Origin of the sequence: Corynebacterium sp. HMSC27B11 (genome assembly GCF_001815985.1) — a bacterium.
In the GTDB taxonomy this organism is placed as follows: Bacteria; Actinomycetota; Actinomycetes; order Mycobacteriales; family Mycobacteriaceae; genus Corynebacterium.
Genome location: NZ_KV823538.1, coordinates 159,186 through 184,449, shown reverse-complemented (window position 1 = coordinate 184,449; position 25,264 = coordinate 159,186). Strand labels below are relative to the sequence as shown.

Annotated in this window: 18 protein-coding genes; 4 read left to right on the top strand and 14 right to left on the bottom strand. The window is 66.7% G+C overall.

All coding sequences use genetic code 11. The features are described 5' to 3' along the window. Positions 1 to 285 precede the first annotated feature (285 nt). From HMPREF3097_RS01905 to HMPREF3097_RS01890, 4 genes are all read right to left on the bottom strand, one after another. A complete protein-coding gene (locus HMPREF3097_RS01905; RefSeq protein WP_070760501.1) occupies positions 286 to 2,598 on the bottom strand; it encodes an Ig-like domain-containing protein in 2,313 nt (770 codons plus the stop codon). Between the two features lie 36 nt (positions 2,599 to 2,634). Continuing rightward, positions 2,635 to 5,052: an Ig-like domain-containing protein gene (locus HMPREF3097_RS01900; protein WP_070760499.1), complete on the bottom strand. Its 2,418-nt coding sequence runs from the start codon at positions 5,050 to 5,052 to the stop codon at positions 2,635 to 2,637. 154 nt (positions 5,053 to 5,206) lie between these two features. Beyond that, complete coding sequence (locus HMPREF3097_RS01895) at positions 5,207 to 6,982, bottom strand: long-chain-fatty-acid--CoA ligase (RefSeq protein ID WP_070760497.1); 1,776 nt, start codon at positions 6,980 to 6,982, stop codon at positions 5,207 to 5,209. A gap of 102 nt (positions 6,983 to 7,084) precedes the next feature. After that, positions 7,085 to 7,930, bottom strand: coding sequence for a DMT family transporter (locus HMPREF3097_RS01890; RefSeq protein WP_210398507.1), 846 nt, complete (start codon positions 7,928 to 7,930; stop codon positions 7,085 to 7,087). Between the two features lie 169 nt (positions 7,931 to 8,099). On the opposite strand from HMPREF3097_RS01890, the gene HMPREF3097_RS01885 reads away from it, so the two are divergent. Continuing rightward, on the top strand, positions 8,100 to 9,365 hold the full coding sequence (locus HMPREF3097_RS01885) for an aspartate kinase (RefSeq protein WP_012361123.1): 1,266 nt from the start codon (positions 8,100 to 8,102) through the stop codon (positions 9,363 to 9,365). 53 nt (positions 9,366 to 9,418) lie between these two features. Next, on the top strand, positions 9,419 to 10,456 hold the full coding sequence (locus tag HMPREF3097_RS01880) for an aspartate-semialdehyde dehydrogenase (protein WP_070760493.1): 1,038 nt from the start codon (positions 9,419 to 9,421) through the stop codon (positions 10,454 to 10,456). A 153-nt stretch (positions 10,457 to 10,609) separates the two neighbouring features. On the opposite strand, the gene HMPREF3097_RS01875 is transcribed toward HMPREF3097_RS01880, so the two are convergent. From HMPREF3097_RS01875 to HMPREF3097_RS01860, 4 genes are all read right to left on the bottom strand, one after another. Then, complete coding sequence (locus HMPREF3097_RS01875) at positions 10,610 to 12,145, bottom strand: ABC transporter permease (protein WP_070760570.1); 1,536 nt, start codon at positions 12,143 to 12,145, stop codon at positions 10,610 to 10,612. Between the two features lie 145 nt (positions 12,146 to 12,290). Beyond that, positions 12,291 to 13,556 carry a ferrochelatase gene (locus HMPREF3097_RS01870; protein ID WP_070760492.1) on the bottom strand — a complete coding sequence of 422 codons (1,266 nt, stop codon included), beginning with the start codon at positions 13,554 to 13,556 and terminating at the stop codon, positions 12,291 to 12,293. A gap of 3 nt (positions 13,557 to 13,559) precedes the next feature. Next, positions 13,560 to 15,044: a TIGR01777 family oxidoreductase gene (locus HMPREF3097_RS01865; RefSeq protein WP_070760489.1), complete on the bottom strand. Its 1,485-nt coding sequence runs from the start codon at positions 15,042 to 15,044 to the stop codon at positions 13,560 to 13,562. A 48-nt stretch (positions 15,045 to 15,092) separates the two neighbouring features. Further along, positions 15,093 to 15,755, bottom strand: coding sequence for an RNA polymerase sigma factor (locus HMPREF3097_RS01860; RefSeq protein ID WP_070760486.1), 663 nt, complete (start codon positions 15,753 to 15,755; stop codon positions 15,093 to 15,095). Between the two features lie 228 nt (positions 15,756 to 15,983). On the opposite strand from HMPREF3097_RS01860, the gene HMPREF3097_RS01855 reads away from it, so the two are divergent. Next, entirely contained in the window at positions 15,984 to 17,600 is a 1,617-nt protein-coding gene (locus HMPREF3097_RS01855) for a catalase (protein ID WP_070760484.1), read from the top strand. A 52-nt stretch (positions 17,601 to 17,652) separates the two neighbouring features. Next, positions 17,653 to 18,078, top strand: a complete 426-nt coding sequence (locus HMPREF3097_RS01850; protein ID WP_012361116.1) for an organic hydroperoxide resistance protein — start codon at positions 17,653 to 17,655, stop codon at positions 18,076 to 18,078. A gap of 90 nt (positions 18,079 to 18,168) precedes the next feature. Here the strand turns inward: HMPREF3097_RS01850 and HMPREF3097_RS01845 are convergent, their stop codons facing one another. Genes HMPREF3097_RS01845 through HMPREF3097_RS01820 form a run of 6 tightly spaced genes read right to left on the bottom strand, consistent with a single transcriptional unit; the run spans position 18,169 to position 25,245 of the window. Beyond that, on the bottom strand, positions 18,169 to 18,600 hold the full coding sequence (locus HMPREF3097_RS01845) for a Na+/H+ antiporter subunit G (protein ID WP_070759225.1): 432 nt from the start codon (positions 18,598 to 18,600) through the stop codon (positions 18,169 to 18,171). 3 nt (positions 18,601 to 18,603) lie between these two features. Then, on the bottom strand, positions 18,604 to 18,882 hold the full coding sequence (locus tag HMPREF3097_RS01840) for a cation:proton antiporter (protein WP_070759227.1): 279 nt from the start codon (positions 18,880 to 18,882) through the stop codon (positions 18,604 to 18,606). Beyond that, entirely contained in the window at positions 18,883 to 19,593 is a 711-nt protein-coding gene (locus HMPREF3097_RS01835) for a Na+/H+ antiporter subunit E (RefSeq protein ID WP_070760482.1), read from the bottom strand. Beyond that, entirely contained in the window at positions 19,593 to 21,359 is a 1,767-nt protein-coding gene (locus HMPREF3097_RS01830; protein ID WP_070760479.1) for a monovalent cation/H+ antiporter subunit D family protein, read from the bottom strand. Before HMPREF3097_RS01830 ends, HMPREF3097_RS01835 begins: the two co-directional genes overlap by 1 nt. Beyond that, positions 21,359 to 21,877 carry a cation:proton antiporter subunit C gene (locus HMPREF3097_RS01825; protein WP_070760476.1) on the bottom strand — a complete coding sequence of 173 codons (519 nt, stop codon included), beginning with the start codon at positions 21,875 to 21,877 and terminating at the stop codon, positions 21,359 to 21,361. The genes HMPREF3097_RS01830 and HMPREF3097_RS01825 overlap by 1 nt, the downstream gene beginning before the upstream one ends. Further along, on the bottom strand, positions 21,874 to 25,245 hold the full coding sequence (locus HMPREF3097_RS01820; protein ID WP_070760473.1) for a DUF4040 family protein: 3,372 nt from the start codon (positions 25,243 to 25,245) through the stop codon (positions 21,874 to 21,876). The genes HMPREF3097_RS01825 and HMPREF3097_RS01820 overlap by 4 nt, the downstream gene beginning before the upstream one ends. Between the last annotated feature and the right edge of the window lie 19 nt (positions 25,246 to 25,264).

Sequence of the window (25,264 nt, the reverse complement as noted above, 5' to 3'; positions counted from 1 at the left end):
ACCTAGGCAGGGGAGTGGCGCGTGCATCGCGCCACCCAGCTCAGGGGGTAGGCGCATAAAGAAGGGGCGGGCTCAGCACATAACGCTGAGCCCGCCCTTTCTGCTTTGCATTACATGCCGCGCCGGCAGGATCTCGATGCCAAGAACCGCTATCCCCGGGCGGGCACGAACCTCCGCCTCACACCAGAAGCAGAGGCAGGCGTTCAGAGGGGATGGGCGCCGGTTGAGGGAAACAAAGAAAAACCCAGGGCGCGGGGTCCGCACCCTGGGTTCACACTAGGCCGCTTAGCGCTGGTTCAGAACGTGCATCACCGCAGCGATCACCGCACTGATCACGCCGATCGCACCGAGCGCAATCAGCAGCTTGCGCAGGATCGAACCGTCCGCCGAGCCCATATCGGAGCCGTCCGAACCGCCCTGATTCTGATCGCCGTTGCCACCGTTATCGCCGTTGTCATCGTCGTTGCCGTCACCGGCACCGGGGGTGTCCTCAACCTCGATCTCGTGGGCCTTGACCTCCACGGTGAGCTCCTCGGAGGTGGAAGGCTTCAAAACAGCCGTGACCACGCCCTCGTCATTGACGACCTCCTGGCCGCCGAAGACCGCGCGCACCTGGTGCTCACCGCGGGTCGGGAAGCGGTACTCGAAGCGAGCCTCCCCGGTAGCCGGGTCAATCGGCGCGGTGCCCAGGAACTTCTCGCCGTCGAAGAAGGAGACCGTGGCTCCCTCCGTGATCTTTTCCTCACCCTGGACCGTCACCTTCGCGATGAAAGCCACCGCATCGCCGGTCAGCGGGGTTGCATCCAGGTCCACCGAGACACCCTCGCGGGTCAGCGTAGTCCCGGTCTCCACATCCTTGGCATCCAGAACCTGGAACGTGACGGGCTCTGCCACAGCCTTGCTGAAGATCCGGCCCTCCACTTCGCGCTCCCGAACCTCCGCGGTGATCTTCTGCGGACCCGCCTGATCGAAGACGTGCTGCACGCTCGCGTTGCCCTCAGCGTCGGTCTGCGCGGTGCCCACGCGAATCCCATTGGCGCGGAAGATCACCTCGGCGCCCTCGGGGGAACCCGCGGACACCTCGTAGCGAGCGCTCAGCGTCCGCTTCTCGCCGACCAAGGCCGGTTCGACCGAGCCCAGCTGCAGGGTCGTCTTCGACAACGGAGCGACCTTCAGCTCAAGCGTGTCCTCGGCGCCGGAGACCTCCTGGGTGTCGTTCTCGAAGTCCGCGACGACGGCGCGCAGCTGCAGCGTGGCCGGCTCATCCGGCACGGTGGTCTGCAGTTCCGCCACCCCGTTGGCGGTCTTCGCGCGGCCGATTTCCTGGTCACCGTTGAAGAAGACGACTTCCACGCCGTCCTCGAGGGTGGTGTCAGCGTCCGGGTCCGCTGCCGGATCAGCCAGCTCAGCGCCGACGGCCGCGCGCAGGTTCAGCGGCAGCTTGCCGTCTGCTGGGGCAGTAGCGTCGACCTCGCCTGTGAGGTCAACGGTGGCCTTCAGCGGGGTGCGCGGCTTCGGGTTGACCGTCACCGTCGTGGTTGCCTCCGAAGCACCCGTGCGCCCCTCGACTCCCAGGTAGCGGGCCACAACCTTGTGCTTGACGGACTCGCGGTCCGCCAGCTCGGCGTAGGTGTAGCGCAGCTCCGCGACACCATCGCGAACGTCCACGGTGCGGCGCTGACCGTCGCCCAGATCGAATTCGACCTTGCCCTCGGTGATGGGTTGGCCATCCGTGCCCTTGACGAGGGCCTTCAGGGTGACCTCCCCTTCGCCGCTGGTGATCTCAAGGTCGGTTGAGGTCTCATCAAACTCGGTCTGCGTATCGCGCAGGGCCACCGTGGTGCTGGTGAGGGTCTTGCCAGCGGCATCCGCGGTGCAGTAGACCGCGTCAGTACGGAGGGATCTGGCGAGCATGGAGAGCGTGTTGTCCCGATTCTCCTTGCTGGCGGGGCCCGCGCCGGTGCCTGCTGCTCGCAGGCCGGTCACGATCTTCGAACCGACCGTGGTGGGGGCGGTGACATCGAAGGCAATCCGTGGCAGGCGGAAGGACTTTTTCCTATCCACCGCCAGGCCAGCGCGACCGGTCCTCAATCCCCAGTTGTCGTTTTCCTGACCGCCGTTATTCACCGAGTGCGCGCCGTCCCAGATGCGGGCGAAAGCGCCATTGGCATTGGGCTTGCCCGAGGCGTCAACGCGCTGCACCACGGCTGCCGGGTTCGCGTTCAACCCGGAGGCCCCGCCATCGAGTCGCAGGTTGCTGATCTTCACCCCCTGGGGCAGCGCGATGTCGTACTTCATCCGCCCCGTGTCCTTGTCGCCGGTGCGCATCCCGCCTGGCTGGACCTTGACGGTGAAGGTCTGGCCCGGCAGCACGGTCTCCGGGTACTCGACGGCGACATTATCCGGTGAAAGCGTCAATCCAGAACCAGTGGACAAGGTTCCCTTGTCCTCAACGCACTGGTGGTTGACCCGCACCGACTTCTTGACCGGCGCGGCAGCACTCATGGGGGCAGCGGAAAGCAGCGTGAAACTCAGGGACAGGGAGGTGATGGCGCCCAGGGCGAGGCGGCCCGAGCGACGAGAAGGCAACAGAGTCATAGAAAAGTCCTTGCAGGAGTAGGAGTGGGGGAGGGCTTAGTCACGGGACGCGCTAGAGCTGCTGGAGGAGGAACCCCCACCGGAGAACAGCGAGGTCAGCCACTCCCACAGCATGCGGAAGAAGTCGATCAGCGGGGCGAAGGGGTTGGTCGCCGAGGAGCTGGAGCCACCCGGTGACACCTGGTTGTCATTGCCATCGCCGGGGTTCTGGTTATTCCCGTCGCCCGGCGTGCCGGTATCGCCTGCCACGGTCACAGTCGTCGCCGTGCGGGAGACCTCCTCGCCGGAGGCATTGTGGAAGACCGCAGTGAGCTCTTGCGCGCCGGCGCGGTTCCACAGCACGTCGAACTCCGCGATTCCCTCGACAACCGGGATGCGGGCAGGCTCGCCGTCCTTGGTGACCGGCTTGCCGTCGATGAGGATCTCCAGGAAGCCCGTCACGCTGCGCTGGCTACCGACCTCTGGGGTGAGGGTTGCGGTGTAGCTCGTGCTCTGGCCCTTCTCCGCGGCATCCGGCCCGTCGAGGGCGATCGCGACGTCGCTCGCTGCCGGGGCAGCCACGGTGATCGTCGTGGTGGTCGTCGCCCGCTTCGCGTCTGCCGGGTTAGCCGGGACGAAGGTGATAGGGACCTCGAATTCCCCTTCGCGTGGGAACACCAGCGGCAGGGTGGCTGTACCCGCGTCCTCCTGAACCTCCGCGGAGATGCGGCGCCCGTCGATCACTGCGGTGACGGTGCCAGCAGCCGCCGGAGTCACGGTCACGGTGGTCGGGGCCTCAACCAGAGGCTCGACGCCCTGCGGGGCGTCGACCTCCAGCTGGGTCTTGGTAGCGCCCTTCACCTGCACAGTCAGCACATCCTCGGCGGGGGTTTGAGTGTCATCCGCCGGGATGAACTTGGCCTCCACCGGGAAATCGCCTTCGCGGTCTGGGGTGAACTCCACGCTGGTGGCGTGGTCCTCCAGCGGGCGGGTGATCCGCTCGCCGTCGATGAGGAACTCCACGGTGCCTTCTGCCCGCTCAGTGTTCTCGGCAGGGGTGACGGTGGCGCTAATGTTGACCGGCTGACCGGGGCGAACTGGGCCGGTCTGGTCCGCGCTCAGCTCGATCGTTGTACCGGTGACCGCATCGATCGTGATCGGAGCGCTGGCCGTGCCCGCCGCGAATGCGCTGCGTGGCGCGGGGGTGAACTCCGCGGTGATCTCCTGCTGGCCTGGGTTCGGTCCGGTGGGCAGCTCAGCGGTGGCGACACCATCGTTGACCCTCGCCGTCACCGTCGAATCACCCAGGCGGAAGCGGACGGTGCCCTCAGCGCCCTGCGCCACGGTGGCCTTGACCTCCACGCGCGAACGCGCCGGGGCATTCTCGGGAACCTCGACGTTCAGGCCGGCGTCCTGGCCCGCGACCGTCACGGTGGTGGTGGCCGTGGCTGGCTTGAATTCACCGGAGTTCTTCGGCTGGAAGTTGGCCTTGACCTCGTGCTCGCCCGTGATGGGGAAGGTCAGCTCAGCGGTGGCCACGCCATCGACCACTGGGGCGCTGGTCTTCAGGGAACCGGAGGTGAACTCCACGGTGCCCTCGGCCGCAGGCTCGAGGCGAGCGCTCAGGGTTGCGGGCTGGCCGGCGACCGGAGTGCCGGTGGCTTCGAGGTTCAGGGCCACCTCGGAGGCGTCCTCAACGGTGACGCTCGCCAGCTTGGCGGCACGGGAGTCCAGCGGTGCGCCAGCGCTAGCACGGGGCGAGCACTGCACCGGGGCCCAGATGGTGCCAACCAAGGGGGCCGAGACCCTGCCCAGCATCGTGAGGAAGTTCTCGTCCCTGGCGAAGGTGCCCGCCTCTCCCTGGGTGCGAACGCCCAGCGCCTTCTCCCCGGCGGTCTTCGCCTTGAGGCGCAGCGTGATCTCCGGGAAGCGCAGGTCGATCTTGGAGCCATTCAGCGTGTACTTGATCCCGCCCTCGCGGTTGCGGGAAGAGTTCGGGCCATTGCCGATGGTGGCGTTATCGGAGCTGGTCACGCGGAGGAACTCTCCAGTAGAGCTAGGGTTGCCCGCGGCATCCACCTGGAGGATCTTCATGCCCTTCAGGTTGGACTTCGACTCGTCGATCTCTGCACCCAGGAACTCGACGCCTGCCGGCAGCGCCATGTCCAGCTTCAGGCGGCTAGCGCTCTCCATTTTCGCCCTCAATGGCAGCGAGGGCAGGTCGACCTCCACGGGGTCAATGGAGAAGCCAGCGCGGAACTCCTCGCCGATGCGAACGCTCTTCGGCGCATCGATATTGACGGTGACGTTATCCGTGCTGAATTCCTGTGGCCCTGCCAGGCTGGTAGCGGGGGTTGCCTGGCAGCTCAGGGACATGGAGGCGGAAGTAGTCTCCGCGAGGGAAGCCTGGGGAATGAACAACATACCGCCGCCCAGCAGTGCCAGCGTCGCGGTGGTGGAGATGACCTTCTTCATCCCACTCCTTTTTAAGTTAGTGAAAGTGAGTAGACCTCCGGCGGGCGCCGAAAGATTAGGAGGTAGTTAAGCAGGGCTAAGTAAGTTCTGTCAATTGCATGTCAAGCCCAAAGACGGAGGTCCGGCCTCATCCCCTAGGCCGGTCTCGTCCGAACTAGCGGCGCTCCAGCTCCTCCAGGATCGCGCGCATCTCCGTGCGGCGAACCTTACCCATCTGGTCTGCCGGCAGCGTTGCCACGTGGAAGAACTCCCGCGGCACCTTATAGCCAGTCAGCACCTTCTTGCAGTGCTGGCGCAGCGACTCGTGCAGCTTCTCGCCCACGCGGCGCGGCTCATGCTCCTCGCCCTCCGCAGCCTCCGCCAGCGTCACCGCAGCGACCACGCGCTCGGAGCCGTCCTCCTTCGATAGGCCCACCACGGCGGCCTCCTTGACCTCCGGGTGCTCCAGCAGAGCCTCCTCCACCTCGGCGGGGTAGACGTTGAAGCCACCGGTGACGATCATCTCCTTCAACCGGGAGACGATCTTCACGAAGCCATCGGCCTCCATCACGGCCATGTCACCCGTGCGGAACCAGCCATCGGCGAAGATCTTCTCGTTGAGCTGCTCCTGGTGCAAATAGCCGCCGAAGACCTGCGGGCCGCGCACCACCAGCTCGCCCTCCTCGCCGTAGTCCAGCACCTTCGTGGGGTCGTCCTGATCCACCACGCGGGCCTCCGTATCCGGGAACGGAACACCGACGTAGCCCGGGCGGCGGTCCGCGCTCATCGGATTGCCCAGCACGATCGGGGAGGTCTCGGTCAGGCCGTAGCCCTCCACCAGGCGGCCGTTGGTGAGCTTCTCCCAGTTCTCCACCGTCGCCACCGGCAGGGCGGAAGCGCCGGAGAAGGAGTTTCGCATCGTGGACAGGTCGAGGTCCTTCTCCTCCGCCAGCTTCACGATCGCCTGGTACAGCGCGGGCACGCCCGGCACCCAGGTCGGCTTCTTCTTCTTAATCACCTGCTGCAAAAGGCTCGGCTCCGGGGCCGGGAGCAGCAGCAACTCCCCGCCGATCAGTGGTGCCAGCGCACCGTTCATCGTCATGCCATAAGCGTGGAACATCGGCAGTGCGGCCAGCATCCGCTCCGGATCAGCCTGCTCGCCCAGACCCGGCACCCACGCCTTGCCCTGGATCAGATTCGCGCAAATATTCCGGTGGCTCAGCACCGCACCCTTCGGCGAACCAGTCGTGCCCGAGGTGTACAGAATCAGCGCCGGGGACTCCGGCCGCACCATCGGCAGGGCGTCCTGAATCGCGCGGCGACCCAACCCCGGTGCCATCGCATCGACGGCGGCGTCCCAGTCCTCAAACTGAGTCGGCCCACCCGTCAGCTTCGCCTTCGCCTTGCGCAGCGCCGGCACCGGCAGGGAGAGCGCGACCCGCTGCAGCAGCGGCATCGACTTAGTGACATTCACCGTGAACACCTTCTCCAGCGGGGTGGTATCCACCAGGTGCTGCGCAATATCGGCCGCGTTATCCCAGAACACCGCAACCTTCGCGCCGTGATCTGCGAACGGACCCTCCAGCTCGTGCGCCGTGTACAGCGGGTTGTGATACACCGCCGTGGCCCCCAGGGAGACGATCGCGTAGAACGCCACCAGGTTCGCCGGGCAGTTCGGGAGGACGACGGCCACCCGGTCGCCCCGCTTCACGCCGCTTTCCTTCAGGACGGCCGCGGCCTTATCCACCAGCTCCCCGAACTCGCTGTAGGTGATCTGCGTGCCCAGGAACCACATCGCATCCCGCTTGCCGTACTTCCGCACCGCGTCGCGGAAGATGCTGACCAGGGTGGTCTCCCCGTAATCCAGGTTCGGGACGGTCCCTTCCGTATAGAACTTCAGCCACGGCTTAGCCTGGTCAGAAGAGCTGTTCTGGGACGGTGCAGTGCTCACGGTGGGGTTCCTCCGGACAATTGAGGGCAGTAGTTGGGGGTTTGAATCAAGCCCGACTCACGATGATAAGCCAGCCACCCCGGCCCGCGTGGCTAGTTCCGCCTAGTCGGTGATCGTCTTCCGGGAGAGCACCACCGTGGAGACGATCATGATCACCAACGCGGCGGCCATGTAGATCCACTCGTAGCCGGAGACGTCGAACTTCTCGCCCAGGATCGTGTACCCCAGGGCGAAAGCGAAAATCGGCTCCACCACCGTCATCGCCGGCAGGGAGTTCTTCAACGGGCCCGCGTTGAAGGAGGCCTGCTGCACGGCCGTGCCGATCACAGCCAGGCCGATCAGCCCCCACAGCTCCCAACTGATCAGCAGATCCACCACTCCGGAGTGGGAGAAAATATTCGTCACAGCCTTGGACAGCACCGCCACATAGCCCATGATCCCGCCGGTGATCGAGCCCAAGATCAGCGCCCGATTCGAGCTCCGCGACCGCAGCGAAATCAGGTACATCACCGCGAAGATCACCACGCCGATGCCCAGCGCCGTCAACCACCGCGGCAGGGAAGGCTGCGCCACCCCGGCCTGCGGGCGACCCAAGACCACGATCACCGCCACCGCGACCGTGAGCAACGCCGCCCACGCCGTCTCCGACTTCGAAATCCGGCGACCAGAAAGCTTCGCCGAGAGCGGCAAGGTGAACATCAAGGAGAGCACCAGAATCGGCTGCACCACCAACAAGGTGCCGAATCCCAACGCCACGATCTGGAAGGCATAGCCCAAAAAAGACAGGCCCAACCCGGCCCACCACCGCACACGGGTGATCGCCGCGACCACAGAAGAGGTATCCGTCCCACCGGAATCCTCGGCGACCCGGTGCCGAACCACCGTGCCCCACGCGATCGTGAGCGCGGAGGCGAGGCCGAAGAGGATCGCCAGTGCGTTGCTATGCATCATCGGCCTCCACCCTAAACCAACAAGCGGTTGCCCCCGGCCAACGCCCTCCTATAGGGGAGCACTAGCCCCTGCTGTAATCTGTGTAACACGGAAAACGCCCCACAACGGCAATAAGAAAAACCACCCCAATCAACTCCGAGCATCCGGGAAGGCGGGCCAAAACTACATGGCACTCATCGTGCAAAAATACGGCGGCTCCTCGCTGGAATCAGCAGAGCGCATCCGCAGCGTGGCGGAACGGATCGTGGACACTAAAAAGCAGGGCAACGACGTGGTCGTCGTCTGCTCCGCCATGGGTGACACCACCGATGAACTCCTGGACCTCGCCGAGCAGGTCAACCCCGTACCACCGGCCCGCGAGATGGACATGCTCCTCACCGCCGGTGAGCGTGTCTCCAACGCCCTCGTGGCCATGGCAATCGCATCCCTCGGTGCCGACGCGCAGAGCTTCACCGGCTCCCAGGCCGGCGTGATCACCACCGAGCGCCACGGCAACGCACGCATCGTCGAGGTCACCCCAGGCCGCGTCCGCGAGGCGCTCGACGAGGGCAAGATCTGCATCGTCGCAGGCTTCCAGGGAGTGAACCGCGAGACGAAGGACATCACCACCCTCGGCCGCGGTGGTTCGGACGCCACCGCCGTCGCCCTCGCCGCGGCTCTGGACGCAGACGTCTGCGAGATCTACTCCGACGTCGACGGTGTCTACACCGCCGACCCACGCATCGTCAGCGATGCAAAGAAGCTGGATAACATCAGCTTCGAGGAGATGTTGGAGATGGCAGCCGTCGGCGCCAAGGTCCTCATGCTCCGCTCCGTGGAGTACGCCCGGGCCTTCGACGTCCCCCTGCGCGTGCGCTCCTCATACAGCAACGACAATGGCACCCTAGTTTCCGGATCGATGGAGGATATTCCAGTGGAAGAAGCAGTACTCACGGGCGTTGCCCACGACCGCTCCGAGGCGAAGATCACCGTCGTCGGAATCCCAGACGCGCCGGGCGAGGCAGCCCGCATCTTCCGCGCCGTCGCGGACGCCGAGATCAACATCGACATGGTCCTGCAGAACGTCTCCAAGCTGGATGACAACCGCACCGACATCACCTTCACCTGCCCACGCGAGGACGGCGCCCGCGCCGTGAAGCTGCTCAAGGGCATGCAGGAGTCCGGCGACTGGCAGAACGTCCTTTACGACGACCAGGTCGGCAAGGTCTCCCTCGTCGGCGCCGGCATGAAGTCCCACCCGGGTGTGACCGCCGACTTCACCGAGGCGCTGCGTGACGCGAACGTCAACATCGAGCTGATCTCCACCTCCGAGATCCGCATCTCCGTGCTGATCCGCGAGCACGACGTCGATAAGGCCGTCACCGCACTGCACGACCGCTTCCAGCTGGGCGGCGACGAAGAGGCCACCGTCTACGCCGGAACCGGCCGCTAAACACTACGCCCACAAGAACTTCTCTAAAACAATCTTTTAAGGACTGATTCCCCGTGACCACGCTTGCTGTCGTCGGCGCCACCGGCCAGGTCGGCCAGGTGATGCGCGACCTGCTCCAGGAGCGCAACTTCCCAGCCGACCAGGTGCGCTTCTTCGCCTCCTCCCGCTCCGCAGGCAAGGAGCTGGAGTTCGGTGGCAAGAAGATTGTTGTTGAGGACATCGCCGCCACGCCGACCGAGGAGCTCAAGGGCATCGATATCGCTCTGTTCTCCGCGGGTGGCGCGACCTCCCGGGAGCACGCCCCGCGCTTCGCGGAGGCCGGTGCGACCGTGGTGGATAACTCCTCCGCCTGGCGCAAGGACACCGAGGTCCCGCTCATCGTCTCCGAGGTCAACCCCGGCGATAAGACCGGTGCCGGCAAGGGCATCATCGCGAACCCGAACTGCACCACCATGGCCTGCATGCCGGCACTGGGCGCGCTGCACAAGGAAGCCGGCCTGACCCACCTGCACGTCTCCTCCTACCAGGCGGTATCCGGCTCCGGGCTGGCTGGCGTGCAGACCCTGATGAACCAGCTGCGCGAGAACCTGGACAAGATGGAACAGCTCGTCGAGGACGGCTCCGTCTTCAGCGCGGAGGATCTCGGCCCCTACGTGGCACCGATTGCCTTCAACTCCCTGCCGATGGCCGGCAACCTCGTGGACGACGGCACTGGGGAGACCGACGAGGAGCAGAAGCTGCGCAACGAGTCCCGCCGCATCCTGGGCATCCCGGAGCTGAAGGTCTCCGGCACCTGCGTGCGCGTGCCGGTGTTCACCGGCCACATGATGACCGTGCAGGCGGAGTTCGCCAACGAGCTCACCGCCGAGCGCGCCCGCGAGGTCCTGGAGGCCACCCCGGGCGTGAAGGTCGTGGACGTCCCGACCCCGCTGCAGGCAACCGGCATCGACGACACCCTCGTCGGCCGTATCCGCCAGGACCAGGCGGTCGACGGCAACCGCGGCCTGGTGTTCGTCGTGGCCGGCGATAACCTGCGCAAGGGTGCGGCGCTCAACACCATCCAGATCGCGGAGCTGCTGCTCGATAAGTAGCCCGCTGCCGGGGGCGGGCGAGCGCCCGGCCCTGCGCCATATCTGGCGTGTGCTCCGAAAGCATGCTCCAGTGGACGGCGCATAGCGAAAGGGAGCGACCTAGCATCACGCTAGGCCGCTCCCTTTGTCTTGCCCGAGAGCTATTCGCAGAGGCTAGGTGCGGTCCGTGGGAGTGCCCTCGACAGAGGCGATAACCTCGCCAGCATTCGCCTGCTGGGCGCCGTGGACCCCAGCGGCGTGGTTCGCAGCGCCGCTCCCGGCCAATGCCCCATTCTCGGCGGCCGCGTGATTCTCGGCGCCCGGGGCGGCCTCGCCGGCCTCCGCGCCAACGGGCTCGTCAGCGTTCTCGCCGAAGACCTCATGATCCTCATTGGTCTCCTGCTGGTCGCGCAACTGACCCACCGCGATCAGCGCGATGCCCAGCACCGACCAGGCCAGCAGCACCAGCAGCGGCTGCCACAGCGCGGCATCCGGGAAGTGCACCAGCAGCTTGTTCAGCCTCGTCGCGGCACCTGGGGCCAGCGCCTCGCCGAGGTTGCCCAGCGCGCCCAGGAACTCGCGCGGCTCGTTCGCCCCAGAGAGCGGGTAAGCCAGCACCGGGATCGCCACGCCGATCCACGCACCGTAGCTGCCCAGCAGGGCGCCCAGGCCCGCCACCGGAGCGGCGACAGCCAGGATGCCAAGGGTGAAGGAGAGCCACAGGGAGACCAGGTTGCCGTCCACAAAACCCACCGTCAGCACCGTCACGACAGCCGCGATCAGGCCGCCGAGCACCGAGCCCGCCAGCAGAGTCAGCACGCGCTGCTGAGTGCCGCGCAGCAGGCCCACCGACGCAAGCCCCAGCAGCAGACCGGCGAAGACCAGCGGAAGAGTCATCTTCCCCAGCGTCTTGCCCTGCTGCTCCTGCTCGGACAGCGGCACCAGGTCCTGGATATCCGGGCCAGCCATCGCGGCCTGCATGACCTCCGGGGAAGGCTGCTTGCCCTCGAGCTGCGCTCGCTGCGCCGGCAGCTGGTTGACCTCCTGGGCGAACTCCGCGATCGCCCGGGAGGGCTCCAGGCCATTCGCGGACGCCAGCAGCGCACGCACCTGACCCGGCTCATCCGAGATCACCAGCGCGCCCTGAACCTCGTTGTTCTTCACCGCGGTGCGCGCGGCGGCGGCGTCCTCGTAGCGCTCCATCGTGAAGGGGATGACGAGCTGGTTCTGTTCCGCGACCTCCTTCATCTGGCTGTCGAGCTCATTGAAGGTCTTTTCCGACGCCGCGATGCCCACCGGGATGTTCTGCGGTTCGGCATTCTGGGCGGGCCACAGGAAGGTCAGGAAGATCACCGCGATGGCTGCGATCGACATGATCGCCGTGCCGATGGACAGCGCCATCGGTCCCGCAGGCTTCTTCTGTTCCTGTTCCTCGCCCGGGACGACGCCCTCCGCGGTGCCGTCCGCAGGAGCCGCACCGTTCACCGGGGTAGCGCCATCGGCGACGGTGCCGTCAGCAGCGGTGCCCTGCGCGACGACGTCGTCGCCGGTCGGGACGTTCCCGTGAGCCACAGCGTCGTTATCGGTCGCTGCGCTGCCCTCGACTGCGGCGGCGCTGTCAGTTGTCGCGGCGCGATCAGCGTTCGCGGGCCCGGTTGCGTCCGGGCCCTCAGCCGGGTCGGTGGGGTCTTGGTTATAGGGATTCGCCATCTCGTGCGTCACGACCCTTTCATGACGGTTGGGGAAGGTTGACCTTCCCGATGCTAGCGCCTCCCGCCACCCGGCGAACAGGGAGTAGGCGAACCGTGCTTGCTGCGAGGCCTTCGCGGCCTCGGCCTCACGCGCCGCGGTTGGTTTAGCGCTGGGCCCCGCAGCAACCCGGTGCGCACGGCGCGCCGTCGCAGGTGCCGCCGAAATTCGGCACCGTCCCCAGCTTCTTCACCAGCTCCGCCGCGGCCCGCTGCGCCTCGGTGAACTCAGCGACCGGCAGCTCGCCATCAGCGACCTCCGCGACCAGGTCCACGATCATGCTGGCGAAGCTGGAATCCAGGCCCGGCGTGGCTGCTCGCACGAAGGGCACCCCGTGCTCCTCCGCGACTTCCCGGACCTCCGTGTCCAGGTCCCACAGGACCTCCACGTGGTCGGTGATGAAGCCCACCGGGCAGAGCACGATCGGGCGCTTATTACCCTCCGCCACGCGGGCCTCGAGGTGATCGCACACATCCGGCTCCAGCCACGGCACGTGTGGCGAGCCCGAGCGGGACTGCCACACCAGCTCCACGTCATAGGGAGTGCCCACGCCAAGGTCCACGCCAGCGGTCTCGCCCGTGTGCGCCGGGCCGTCCCCGCGGCCACCCACCGGCTTGCCCGCCGCCAGCTGGCCCGTCCACCCCAGGGAGGCACCCGAACCAGGCTGGCCCGCGAAGCTCGAAGCCTGCTGGATCAGGCGGGATGCATTGAGTACCTGCTCCGAGTACAGGTTGCCCCCGAAGCTGCGCGGCCCGCCGGTATCGTCCGCCTTATTGGGCACGGAGTGCGCGGTAAACACCAGGTCGGCGTCGTCCTGAACGGAAGCGGGAAGCTCCGCACGCGCCGCATCGACCGCAGCGGCGAAGGCTGCGATGAACGCCGGGTGATCGTGGAAGTGCGGCAGGCGCTGCACCCGCGGCGCCTCCAAGCCAGCCTCGCGCACCGCGTCGAGGGCGCGGCGGATGTCCTCGTTGTACTGGCCACAGCCCGAGTAGCCACCCCAGGCGCTGGTGACGAACACGTACACCGTGTCGAAGCCCTCGCGAGCCAGCTGCACCATCGTGTCCTCGACATACGGCTCCCAGTTTCGGTTGCCGAAGTACACGGGCAGGTCCACGCCACGGGTGGCAAGCTCGGCCTCAACATTTGCGATGACCTGCTTGTTCTGATCATTGATGGGGGAACGCCCACCCAGGGCGTAATAGTGCTCCCCGACCTTCTCCAGCCGCTCGCGGGGGATGCCCCGGCCGCGCGTCACGTTCTCCAGGAACGGGATCACATCCTCCGACTTTTCGGGCCCGCCGAAGGAGAGGAACAGCAGAGCCGACCGGCCAGCCGGTGCGGCAGCGAAAGCAGAATCCGTAGCGCTCATAACCTAAGACTGTAGTGCGCGCGCCGGGTTCTTCCCCAACTCGTGGCGCAGCGCGTCGGCGAGCTCCGGGGTGCGGAAGTCGTGCCCCATATCGGTCAGCACGGCGGGGCGGACGTTCTGGTCCGCCAGCGCCAGCTCAGCGGCACCATCTTCACCCAGCAGCAGCCGGGGCCCAGCAGCCGGAACCGGCAGCTGCATCTTAGACCGCAGGCCCCGCGGGAGCAGCGGGTTTCCGCCCACCTCCGCCAGCGTGGCCATGAACTCCCGGTTGCGCACGATCCCCGGCGCCACCGCATTGACCGGGCCGTGCAGCATCGGGTCGGTCAGCGCCCGGTGGTAGATATCCACGAGGTCATTCATCGCGATCCACGGGAAGAACTGGCGCCCGCTGCCGAGCGGCCCACCGCCCAGCTTGGCCTGCGCGGTCAGCAGATCCAGCAGCGCGGTGCCCGCGGCCATCACCAGCCCGGTACGCACCTGCACGACACGCAGCCCTGCGGCCACCGCGAGTTCCGTCGCGGCCTCCCAGTCCCGGACGATCCGGCCCAGTGTCGAGGACTCATCCGCCGGGGCGGCCTCATCCACCGGCTCCGGGGCATCGGCCCCGTAGAAACCCACCGCCGACGCGGACACGAAGGTATGCACCCGATCCGTGCGGGCCGCCAGCTCCGCGAGCTTCCGTGTTGGCTCGATCCGCGAACCCGCGACCGTCGCCAGGTGCTCTTCCGTAAACCGGCCCGCGATCGGGCTGCCAGCCAGGTGCGCCACCGCATCCACGTCGGCCAGCAGGTCCTCGGCCGGGTGCTCCGGATCCCACTGCCGGTAATGCACCGCCGCCCCACCGGGGCGCGCATTCGCCTCATCGATCAGCGGCCGCGGGTTCCGGCTCAGCCGGATCACCCGGTGCCCCGCCAACTGCAGCAACGCGCATAGCTGCGTGCCCACCGCGCCCGTCGCTCCGGTCACCGCGATCGTCATCTCGCCGGTGGACTCCCCGGCCCAGCCCCGGGCCTGTTGCAGGTGCTTCAGATCCCCCGCCAGCTGCGCTTGCCGGTAGCCGAAAACCCCCTTGAGCAGCTGGTCTGCCAGAAAACTCGGCGCGTTCGTGGTGATCCGATCACGCAAGATAGTCCCGCCGCCGGTAGGGACGTCCTGAAAAGAATGGACATGCCGCCAACCGAACGCCGAACCGACCCCAGGAGTCGCGCAGACGTCCGAAAACTGCGCCGGGGAGTCCACGTGCGCCGGTCGCCCACCGCTGGCCGCGACGAGCGGGCGGTAGAACCCCGGGTCGTGCTTGCCCTCCCACACCACGCCGCCGGGGAAACGCATGCGGGTCAGCCCGCTCTTTAGATTCCCAGCCTCCTGCAGCAGCCGCACACGCGTGAAACCAGGCGTCAGGCGGGTGACGATCCCCGGCGTCGCATGCACGCCCCACACCTGGTCAATGGGGTGATCTAGGGTCTGCTCGAAGACTGTCTCGCTCATGCCCCCCAGGGTACGCGCGCTAAATTTTTAGGACGTCAGGCTCGGGCGCTACGCCTGCCACAACCGCCGCCCCAGGCGGGTGGTCCCGGTGGCCTCGGCCTGCTGGCGCTCCTGGCGGGCCTGCTGCGCCTGCTGCATCTCGACCAGGTCGGCCCGCGCCCGAGCAACGCGGGAGCGGATGGTGCCGGTGCGCACGTTCGCGATCTTCGCGGCCTCCGCGTAGGTATACCCCAGCATCTGGGTGAGGATCAGCGCCTCCCTGCGGTCCGGTTCCAGGGAGTTGAGCATGTCCTGGGTGTCCAGCCACTCCGCCCAGCTGGAGCCACCCGTGGTCTCGGCGGCGGGGGTATCGCCGGCGGCGTCCTCCCACTCGGCGGCGGACTTGCGGGGGCGGGCCATGTCGTGGCGGATGCTGTCCACCCACACGCGCCGGGCCAGGGAAAGGATCCAGGTGCGGGCCGTGGAGCGGGCGGCGAAGCGGGGGAGTGCGGAGAGTACCCGCAGGTAGGTCTCCTGGGTGAGGTCATCTGCCTGGTCCGGGTTCGCCAGGTGTGCGAGCAGGCGCCAGACGTCGTCGTGGGTGGCGGCGATGAACTCGTTGAGAGCTGCCTTATCTCCCCGGGCAGCACGCAGCGCGAGGTCGGTGACGTGTGCGTCGACCTCGGCGGTGTGGCCGTGGCGGCCAGCGGGGGAGGGAGGGAAGTTGCTCATGTTAAAGACCAGCTTAGCAGTGGCCTGCGGTTTTCACGCTCCCCTACGAGCCGGGATGCGGGCGTGGCGCTCGTTGGCGCATCGATAGGTAGGGGCGATGGTTGCACGCCGAATCGATAGTATTTAACCTATTTAAAAGACCTTGATTGATAGGTAAAGGCTGTGGCGGCGTATTCGCCACTGTGGCAACCTGGGTGATGGAAGCCACATTCCCTAAGGAGGATCACCGTGACTAACCAGAAGAACACCGGCAACCTGACCGCCAAGGACATCGCATCCCGGGGCATGTGCCCCGTCACCGGTCACGCCACCCGAAACAACGGTGCCCCCATTACCACCCAGGAGCACTCCGCCACCGTCGGGGACCAGGGGCCGATCGCGCTGCACGACGTCTCGCTGGTGGAGAAGCACCAGTCCTTCAACCGCGAGCGCATCCCGGAGCGCAACGTCCACGCCAAGGGCTCCGGCGCGTTCGGTGAACTGACCATCACCGAGGACGTCTCCCAGTACACGAAGGCAGACCTCTTCCAGAAGGGGCGCGTCACCCCGATGCTCGCCCGCTTCTCCACGGTCGCCGGCGAGCTCGGCTTCCCGGACACCGTGCGCGACGTGCGTGGCTTCAGCCTGAAGTTCTACACTCAGGAGGGCAACTACGACATCGTGGGCAACAACACCCCGGTGTTCTTCCTCCGCGACGGCGTGAAATTCCCGGACTTCATCCGCTCCCAGAAGCGCCTGAACAATGGCCTGCGCTCTGCGGACATGCAGTGGGACTTCTGGACCCGCTCCCCAGAATCCGCCCACCAGGTCACCTACCTCATGGGCGACCGCGGCATCCCGGCCACCTTCCGCCACATGGACGGCTTCGGCTCCCACACCTACCAGTGGATCAACGCCTCCGGTGAGCGATTCTGGGTGAAGTACCACTTCAAGACCCGCCAGGGCTGGAAGACCCTCACCGACGAAGAAGCCAACAAGATCGTCGGTTCCGGCGACTTCGACCACAACCGCCAGGACCTCTTCGACGCCATCGAGCGCGGCGACTACCCGACCTGGGACGTCAAGGTGCAGATCATGCCCTTCGAGGAGGCCAAGGACTACCGCTGGAACCCCTTCGACCTGACCAAGACCTGGTCACAGAAGGACTACCCGCTGATCGACGTCGGCCACTTCACGCTGAACCAGAACCCGGAGAACCACTTCGCACAGATCGAGCAGGCCGCTTTCGCGCCGTCGAACATCGTGCCGGGCGTGGGCTTCTCCCCGGACAAGATGCTGCTCGCCCGCGTCTTCGCCTACCAGGACGTCCAGCGCTACCGCCTCGGCGCGAATAACTCCCAGCTGCCGGTCAACCGCCCGATCCGCAAGGACCTGAACCGGTACAACACCAAGGACGGCGCGATGGCCTATGAGTTCCCGCCGCGCGACACCCCGGTGTACTCCCCGAACCGCTTCGAGCGAGGCGAGGGCACCCAGGACACGTCCGACGGTTCCGGCGTGGTCCAGAAGGGCGTGGCTGCCGGCGAGTCCCAGTACGGCTTCGGCCGCGGCTCGGAGTCCGGCACCGGCCTGGCTGATGAGCTCGGCCTCTTCGACGAAAACTACGGCGGCGACCTGACCTTCGGCGCCTACCACCGCCACCCGGAGGACGACGACTTCGCACAGGCCCGCCAGCTCGTCCGCGAGGTCATGGACGACGAGCAGCGCGAGCGCCTGGCCAAGAACATCGCTGGCGCGATGGCCGGTGTCTCCGAGCAGGTGGAACAGCAGTGCTACACCTACTGGGGCCACGTGGACGAGAACCTCGCCGCTCGCGTGAAGGAAGTCTTCACCGCCAGCAAGTAAGTACACTCGGGCAGCAGAGCAAGGTTTGAAGCAACCAGCGAAGGAGTTTTCGATGAGCAAGGCGCTGTACAACGCGAAGGCACTGTCCACCGGCGGCGGCCGCGACGGCCACGTCGCCACCTCGGACCGCCAGATCGACCTGGACGTCCGCCCGCCGAAGGAGCTCGGTGGCTCCGGTGAGGGCACCAACCCGGAGCAGCTCGTCGCTGCTGGCTGGGCGGCCTGCTTCAACGGTGCGCTGCAGAAGCAGATGAAGGACAACGGCGTGGATCTTTCCAAGGCTCCCGAGGTTCTGGTGGAGTGCACCCTGAACTCCGTCGATGAGGGTTTCCGCATCACCTCCCGCATCGAGGCCACCCTCTTCGGTGTGGAGCAGGCGCAGGCCGATGAGCTCGTGCAGGCGGCCCACGCCTTCTGCCCGTACTCCAAGGCAATGCGCGGCGACACCGACGTGGAGGTCGTCGCCAAGGTCGCCTAAGCCGCTGACTAACTAGCGCACAGCGAAAGGCCGCCCGGAGGACATCCTCTGGGCGGCCTTCGCGCTATCTGGGGGAGGGGAGCAGCGGCGCTACTTCGCGTCTGGCTGGCGGGTACCACCGGACAGCGGCACCGTGTGATCCCAGTGGGTGGCGTGCAGCGCGCGACCCATGAAGAAGGAACCCACCGAGCTGATCACCAGGAAGGCCGTGATCGCGACGCAGGCACGGATCAGATAGCCCAACACGAAGCCCTCGGTGGCGAAGTGGAAGACCAGGTTCGCGCAGATCAGCAGCGGAATACCCACGCCCATTGCGGGGCCGGTCATGTTCAGCTGGCTCAGCGCATCTGGGGCCAGGTACATCGCGCGGGCGGATACCAGCACGAACACCGATCCGGTGATCGCCAGGATGCCGATCAGCACGACCGCGAACCAGCTCGGCTCCTGGTACTCAACCTGCTCGGATGCAGCCAACAGAAGCTCGTTCGTAGACGCAGCGGTAGCAGCGGTAGAAACAGCCATGGTTTAGCGCCTCCCTCGGGTGATAATGCGGGCCGCGGCACCAGTCGACAGGGCGGAAAACAGCCCGGCGAACATCGCGACCTCGTAGGTAATCGCCGTGTGGTTAAAGATGCTCAAGCACAGGAACAGCGCGATCATGCAGGCGAAAAGCATGTCGGACAGCACCGCGCGGCGCCCGTCGTTCTTGGTGGTCACCGCACGGTACAGCACCGTCAGCAAGCCAAGGACGATGATCGCCGCGGCGATGCCGACCAGGATGTAGAGCAGCGTTGTGGGTTCCATCTACTTTCCCTTTTTCTTCTTCTGGTCGCGGTACTTGTTCGGGTACAGGGGGTCGCGGAAGCCGTAGTCCTCGTGCTTCGGGGCGTCCGCCTTCGCACCGTCCTCGGAGTCCTCGCTCAGGACGGCGGCGACGTAGGCCGCGGCGTGCGGGGTGGAGTCCACCTTCTCCACGTCGAAGACCGTCTCGTCGGAGGCACGGCCACCGCGGGAACCACGGAAACCGCGAGGTCCCGGACGGCCCCGCTCCACGAGGGAGTCGACGTCGAAGTTCTGCTTGATGCCCTTCACCGACGGCACCAGCGTCTCCTCCATCTCGGCGAAGCCCTCCATCAGCTCCAGCGGATCCTGGCCGTACATGGCGTGGATCGCGAGGTAGCGCTGTGCGGTATCGCGGTGCTGCACCTCGTACTCGCTGGACTTGACCTCGAAGGCGTCGTTGAGGGAGCGCTCGCCGCGCTCCGCGTCGTAGTCAACCTCCTTCGGGCCCGTGATACCCAGGGCCAGCGTGCCCGGGGTGATGGTGATGGAGGCCGCGAGGGCGGCGATATTGCGTTCCTTACGGACCCGCAGCGGGTAGTAGATCACCACCGGTGCGATGCGGCGGCCGGTGCCGAAGGTATCGATCATCATCACGATCGACTCCTTGATCACCTGGCCGACCAGCCAGCCCGCGTAGAACAGGCAGTGGAAGGGGACTTTCCAGGGCTTCATTAGCGTGCTCCTTCCTGACCACCGGCATTATCGGCGGTGGCGTTATCGGCGGCGTCCGCATCGCCGTGGGCAACCTCGGACACGCCCTGCGGCTCATCCGCACCCGGCACGTGCGCCAGTCCGGACGGACCCGGGTCCAGCACCTGCCCGATCGGACCAGGCCCGCCCACCAGCTCGTCGGACTGGTTGGCGCCGAAAACGGTGCTGACGTACTCGGTGGTGTCGATGAGGTCCTCCGCTGCCCGGTTGGTGATGGAGAAGATTGGGCCCGCGGCGAAGAAGATCACCACGGAGACCACGGCCATCGCGGCAGACGGGAGCACGTACTTCGGCTTGATGCGCAGATCCGGGTCCGCCTCGTTGCGGTTCATCGGACGGCCCCAGAAGATCTCGCGCCACACGTAGATCATGCTCAGCAGCGCGCCGATGGAGGTCAGGATGATCGTGCCGATCGCCAGCCACGCCTTCCAGCTGCCGTCCTCGGCAATGCCGAAGACCAGCGCCAGCTTGCCCCACAGGCCGGAGAAGGGTGGGAAGCCCACGATCGCCAGCGCGCCGGCGGCGAACACCGTCGCCACGAAGGGGTCGCGGCGCATCAGGCCGTGCAGCGGGCGGAGCCTGCCGTGGCCATAGGTCTCCTCGATCGCGCCACCGGCCATGATGAGGCTGGCGGCGATCACCATGTGGTGCAGCATGTAGAACAGTCCAGCGCCCAGCACCAGGGTCGGGCGGGCGGTGAGGAAGGCCAGCGGGATCAGCATGTACGGGATGCCGTTGACCATCTGGTAGGCCAACACCCCGCGGATCGTGTTCTCCGACAGGCCTGCGAAGCCGCCAATGAACATGCCCAGGACCATGATGACGAGGATCGCCCACGCGTAGCGGGCGTCACCCTCGAAGACGGTCATGTAGACGCGCAGGATGCCGTAGACCGCGACCTTCGTGTGTAGGCCGGAGAACAGTGCCATCACGGCCGGGGAAGTGAACGGGTACGCCCGCGGCAGCCAGGTGTGCGTCGGGGTGACACCGGCCTTAACGGACAGGGCCAGCAGCACCATGCCGAGGGCGACCACCAGCTGCCACTGCGTGCCGTAGATGCCATCGGCGAAGCCTGCCTCGCCGCGCGGGCCAGCGGCACCAGCCAGAGCAGCCAGGTTCGTCGTGCCGACCACGGCGTAGGTCATCACCACGCCGGAGACCAGCAGCAGGGAGGTCACCAGGTTCACCACGATGAACGTGCGGGCTGCGGCCAGGCGACCCCAGGTTCCGGTCATCGCTACCAGCCCGAAGGACGGCATCAGCATGACCTCGATGAACACGAAGAGGTTGAACAGGTCCGCGGTGAGGATCGCGCCCCACGCGCCGCCCAGGAGCATCAGCACGAGGGCGGGGTAGAAGCGGGCGCGCATCTCGCCCACGACGAGGGCGAACCAGTTGGCCACCAGCGCCACCAGCGCGGTGGTGAAGATCATCAGGGCGCTCAGCGTGTCCGCGGCCAGCGGGATCGCCACGCCGCCCACGAAGTTACCGACGTTATCGGCGATGACCGACTCGTCGCCGCCGAAGCGGACCAGCAGCCAGCCGGAGGTCGCCAGCCCGAAGGCTGGTACCAGCAGTGCCAGCAGGTTCCGGGCCTTCGCCCAGGGCAGGAAGGTGCACAGGCCGGCGGCGATGAGTGGCACCACGATGAACAGGGCGAGCACCGCCCCGTCGGCGAAAGCGTCCGGGGACTGTGGGTTGTTAGCCGCAAGGAGCAGGGACGTCATTATCGCTCCTCCTTGCCGTTATTAGTGCTGTTCCCGGCGCCGCTACCGGCACCGTGGGGGCCGCCCTTACCGTAGGGTGCGCCCAGCGTGTCTGCCTGTGGCGTGTGCTTCGCAGCCGCCGCCTGTTCGGCGTCCTTGGCCACCTGCTCGGTGTCCGTGTGCCGCGAGAGGGTCGACAGCCCGCGGAACGTGCGTGCGGCGCGCTCCGGATCCTCCGCAGAGGCGGTGTCGTCGTCCCGCCCCACGGCAGCCAGCGCGAGCATGACGGCCGTCGCCGCCATGGAGATCACGATGGCCGTCAGCACGAAGGCCTGGGGGAGCGGGTCGCCGGCCTCGGCGGCGCTCGTGCGGTTCATCAGCGGTTCACTGCGCCACACCGGCACGCCGGCGCCGAGGATCATGAGGTTCACGCCGTGGCTGATCAGGGACAGCCCCAGAATCTGGCGGAGCATGCCTCGCTGGAGGATGAGGTAGACACCGCCACCGACGAGGATTGCGATGATTGCTGCAAGAATCACTGGTCGTCTCCTCTCCGCTTCTTTTCCTGGGGTGCTGGGTTTACTTGGCCTCGTTTGCTGCGCAGTTCGTCGAGTTCTCGGTCGAATGCGTCGTGGCCGGTGAGCCGCCGTTCTCGGCGTTTACGTGCCTTGAACTCTTCTTCGGTTTCTTCCCGGTGGTCGGGGGCTGCGTCCTTTGCCTTAACGACGCCACCGCGTTCTGCCTCGGTAGCGCGTTCCGCGGAGTCTGCCGGCCGGGCCTCCGGGATCGGGCTCACGGAGCCGGCGGGCCGCTTTGCGGACTCACGCTCCGAACGGTGCCGGGCTTCCGCTTCGCGGGCGGCGCGGCTGACCTCGGAGGGGTTGAGCACGATATTGGACCCACCGATGCGCACCGCGACGGGGGACTGGCTGAAGGCCTCGGCCACCGTGCGCTTCGCCGACTCGCTGGCCTGCTGTGCGGAGGCCGGGTGCGTCTTGGCCGGGATGTAGCGATCCTGGTTGGCCCGGGCGTACTGGTTGCCCGGGCGGTCACGCCCGCCGAGCTGGTTGATGACCACGACGATGAGCCCGAAGACCGCGAAGTAGATGCCGCCGTCGAAGAGCAGCGAGGTGGTCATGTGCTGGCCCAGGAACGTGCCGTGCAGCGGCGCCAGGAAGGAGCCCTGCAGGAAGCCCAGCAGGCCGGTGCACAGGGCCAGCAGCATGCCGATACCAATGAGCGTGTAGCCCAGGTTGTCGGAGCCCAGCTTCCGGGCGCGGGACTGCGCGAGGTACCAGAAGAACAGGCCACAGGCCGCGACGAGGGCCGCGAGGAAGCCACCGCCCGGGGCGTTGTGGCCGCGCCAGAAGGTGATCAGCGAGAGGATGACCACGATCGGGATCAGCGGGTACAGTGCCATGCGCGGCAGGATCGAGTTCAAGTGGGTGGAGCGCAGGTTCTTGGAGTAGAACGGTGCCAGCTCCGGGACCTTGTGGACATCCGGGAAGCGGGTTTGGCCCGGTGCGCGGAAAGCCTCGGAGGTCGAGCCCGGGCCGTAGCCCGGCTTCGGGGAGCGCGGCATGGAGGAGATGATCGCGGCGATGACGATGCCCGCCATGCCGAGGACGATCAGCTCGCCCAACGTATCGTAGCCACGGAATTCCACGAGGATCGCGGCGACGACGTTGTCCGCGCCGGTGGCGTCCGGGGTGTTCTCCAGGTACCACTCCGCCAGCTCCGGGCGTGGGTGGCGGCTCTGCAGCATCCAGACGCCGAAGAAGGTCACCAGACCCACGACCGTGGCGATCATGGTGGCGAAGCGGGCGCGGTTCTCGCCCTCGCGTAGGTACAGGCGCGGCTGGTGGCGGACCACCAGCATCATGATGACGGTCACGCACAGCTCGACCAGCAGGTTCGTCTGGGCGACGTCCGGGGCGCCGAGGGTGAGCATCATGAAGGAGACACCCACACCGACCATGCCGACGAGCACCACGGAGGCCAGGCGCGAGCGGGTGCCGAGCAGGGCGGTGAGTGCCGCGCCGATGATGAGCAGGCCGATCAGGTCGGTGACGCGGTCCGCGCCCTCCATGCGGGCCGGCAGATCGCCGAGGCCGTGCAGGCGGCCCGGTCCGATCAGGCTGAACAGCCCCAGGGTGATGAACATCGCCAGGATCCAGAACACGTGGCGGTTGGCGGCCATGGAGTTGGCCGGGGCGGCGACCACGCGGCCGAAGCGGATCATCCACTCGGTGACCAGGTGGATGATTTCCGCGCCGGTGTAGGGGCCGAGCGGCTGGTGCTGGAACCAGCGGAAGATGGCCTTGCGCTGGAAGATGCCGATCACACCCAGCACCATCACGATCACGGAGATCACGAGTGGGGCGTTGACGCCGTGCCACATCGTCAGGTGGGTCTGCGCCTCACCCACGCCGGTGGCCACGGCGATGTTATCCAGCCAGTTTTCCGGCCAGGCCAGGAAGAACACGGCGGGCAGGGAGAGCAGACCCGGCAGGGCGGCGGGCAGCCAGAGACTGACCGGGGCCTCGCGGGTCTCGGACTCGTCCGTCTTGCCGTCGACGAAGGCGCCGAAGACATAGCGGGCGGAGTACATGAACGTCGCCAGGGCGCCGATGCCAGCGACCGCCAGCAGCACCCAGACACCGGCCTGGGAGAACGGTGCCTCCTGGAAGGCGGTAAGCATGCCCTCCTTGGAAACAAATCCCAGGGTCGGGGGGATCGCAGCCATGGAGCCGGCGGCGACGACCGCGGACCAGAAGGTGAAGGGCATGCGGCGCCACAGCGAGCCCAGGCGTCGGGTATCGCGGGAGCCTGCCTGGTGGTCGACCACACCGACCAGCATGAACAGGGAGGACTTGAAGAGCGCGTGCGCCGCGGTGTGCACGATCGCCGCGGTGATGGCGAAGGGGGTGCCCACGCCGATGGTGGCCACGATCCAGCCCAGCTGGGAGACCGTGGAGTACGCGGTGAGCTTCTTCAGGTCCGTCTTCTGCATGGCGAACAAGGCGGCCATCAGTGCCGTGACCATGCCGATGATGATCAGCGTGTAGTGCCAGATCATTGTTCCCTGGAAGATTCCCGAGAAGCGCAGCAGCAGGTAGACACCAGCCTTGACGACCGCTGCGGCGTGCAGGAACGCGGAGACCGGGGTGTCCGCGGCCATGGCCTCGGGCAGCCAGAAGTGGAAGGGGATCTGCGCGGCCTTGGAGAAGCCCGCCATCGCGATCAGCACGGCGGTCACGCCAGTGAGCACTGCGTTATTGCCCCAGCTCGGGTTCGCGAGGATATCGGCCAACTGGGTGGAGCCGGTCACGCCGACCATGATGCCCAGCGCGGCGATGAGGAACAGGCCTCCCACGAAGGTCAGGATCAGGGTTCGGGTGGAACCGGCCTGGCCCGAGCTGCCGGAGCGGGCGATGAGGAAGAAGGACGCCAGCGAGACGAGCTCCCAGCCGATGAACAGCAGGGCGACGTCGCTAGCCAGCACCAGCAGCAGCACCGCGAGCATGAAGGCCGTCATCAACAGGTAGAAGCTGAGGATCTTCTCGCCCGGGTGCAGGTAGCGGGTGGAGTAGATGAACACCACTGCGCCGATGAGCAGCGCGAGCAGCGTGAAGAAGAGGCTGAGCGCGTCCATTGTCAGCCCGAAGGTGATATCCCCGCCAACGGGGTGCGCGGAGGTGGCGGGTAGCGCACCTTCAATCCAGGTTGCTGACCAGCGGTGTGCACCGCCCTCCATCGGGACGCGCGCGTGCTTGAGGACGTACCCCGCCAGCGCGACGAAGGTGATTGCTAGTGGCCAGCCCGCGTTTCGGTCGAGAACTTTGACCAGCAGTGGAACTAAAACGAGGGCCACCGCAACGGTGGCTGGGATCGCAAGCAGAGCCACGTGCTAAAAACACCCCAAC

Excerpts from the sequence above, each read along its gene's own strand:
- HMPREF3097_RS01850 (WP_012361116.1), top strand. The coding sequence starts at position 17,653 with ATGAGCAAGGCGCTGTACAACGCGAAGGCACTGTCCACCGGCGGCGGC.
- HMPREF3097_RS01845 (WP_070759225.1), bottom strand. The coding sequence starts at position 18,600 with ATGGCTGTTTCTACCGCTGCTACCGCTGCGTCTACGAACGAGCTTCTG.
- HMPREF3097_RS01905 (WP_070760501.1), bottom strand. The coding sequence starts at position 2,598 with ATGACTCTGTTGCCTTCTCGTCGCTCGGGCCGCCTCGCCCTGGGCGCC.
- HMPREF3097_RS01890 (WP_210398507.1), bottom strand. The coding sequence starts at position 7,930 with ATGCATAGCAACGCACTGGCGATCCTCTTCGGCCTCGCCTCCGCGCTC.
- HMPREF3097_RS01900 (WP_070760499.1), bottom strand. The coding sequence starts at position 5,052 with ATGAAGAAGGTCATCTCCACCACCGCGACGCTGGCACTGCTGGGCGGC.
- HMPREF3097_RS01870 (WP_070760492.1), bottom strand. The coding sequence starts at position 13,556 with ATGAGCGCTACGGATTCTGCTTTCGCTGCCGCACCGGCTGGCCGGTCG.
- HMPREF3097_RS01885 (WP_012361123.1), top strand. The coding sequence starts at position 8,100 with ATGGCACTCATCGTGCAAAAATACGGCGGCTCCTCGCTGGAATCAGCA.
- HMPREF3097_RS01830 (WP_070760479.1), bottom strand. The coding sequence starts at position 21,359 with ATGACGTCCCTGCTCCTTGCGGCTAACAACCCACAGTCCCCGGACGCT.
- HMPREF3097_RS01835 (WP_070760482.1), bottom strand. The coding sequence starts at position 19,593 with ATGAAGCCCTGGAAAGTCCCCTTCCACTGCCTGTTCTACGCGGGCTGG.
- HMPREF3097_RS01865 (WP_070760489.1), bottom strand. The coding sequence starts at position 15,044 with ATGAGCGAGACAGTCTTCGAGCAGACCCTAGATCACCCCATTGACCAG.
- HMPREF3097_RS01875 (WP_070760570.1), bottom strand. The coding sequence starts at position 12,145 with ATGGCGAATCCCTATAACCAAGACCCCACCGACCCGGCTGAGGGCCCG.
- HMPREF3097_RS01860 (WP_070760486.1), bottom strand. The coding sequence starts at position 15,755 with ATGAGCAACTTCCCTCCCTCCCCCGCTGGCCGCCACGGCCACACCGCC.
- HMPREF3097_RS01840 (WP_070759227.1), bottom strand. The coding sequence starts at position 18,882 with ATGGAACCCACAACGCTGCTCTACATCCTGGTCGGCATCGCCGCGGCG.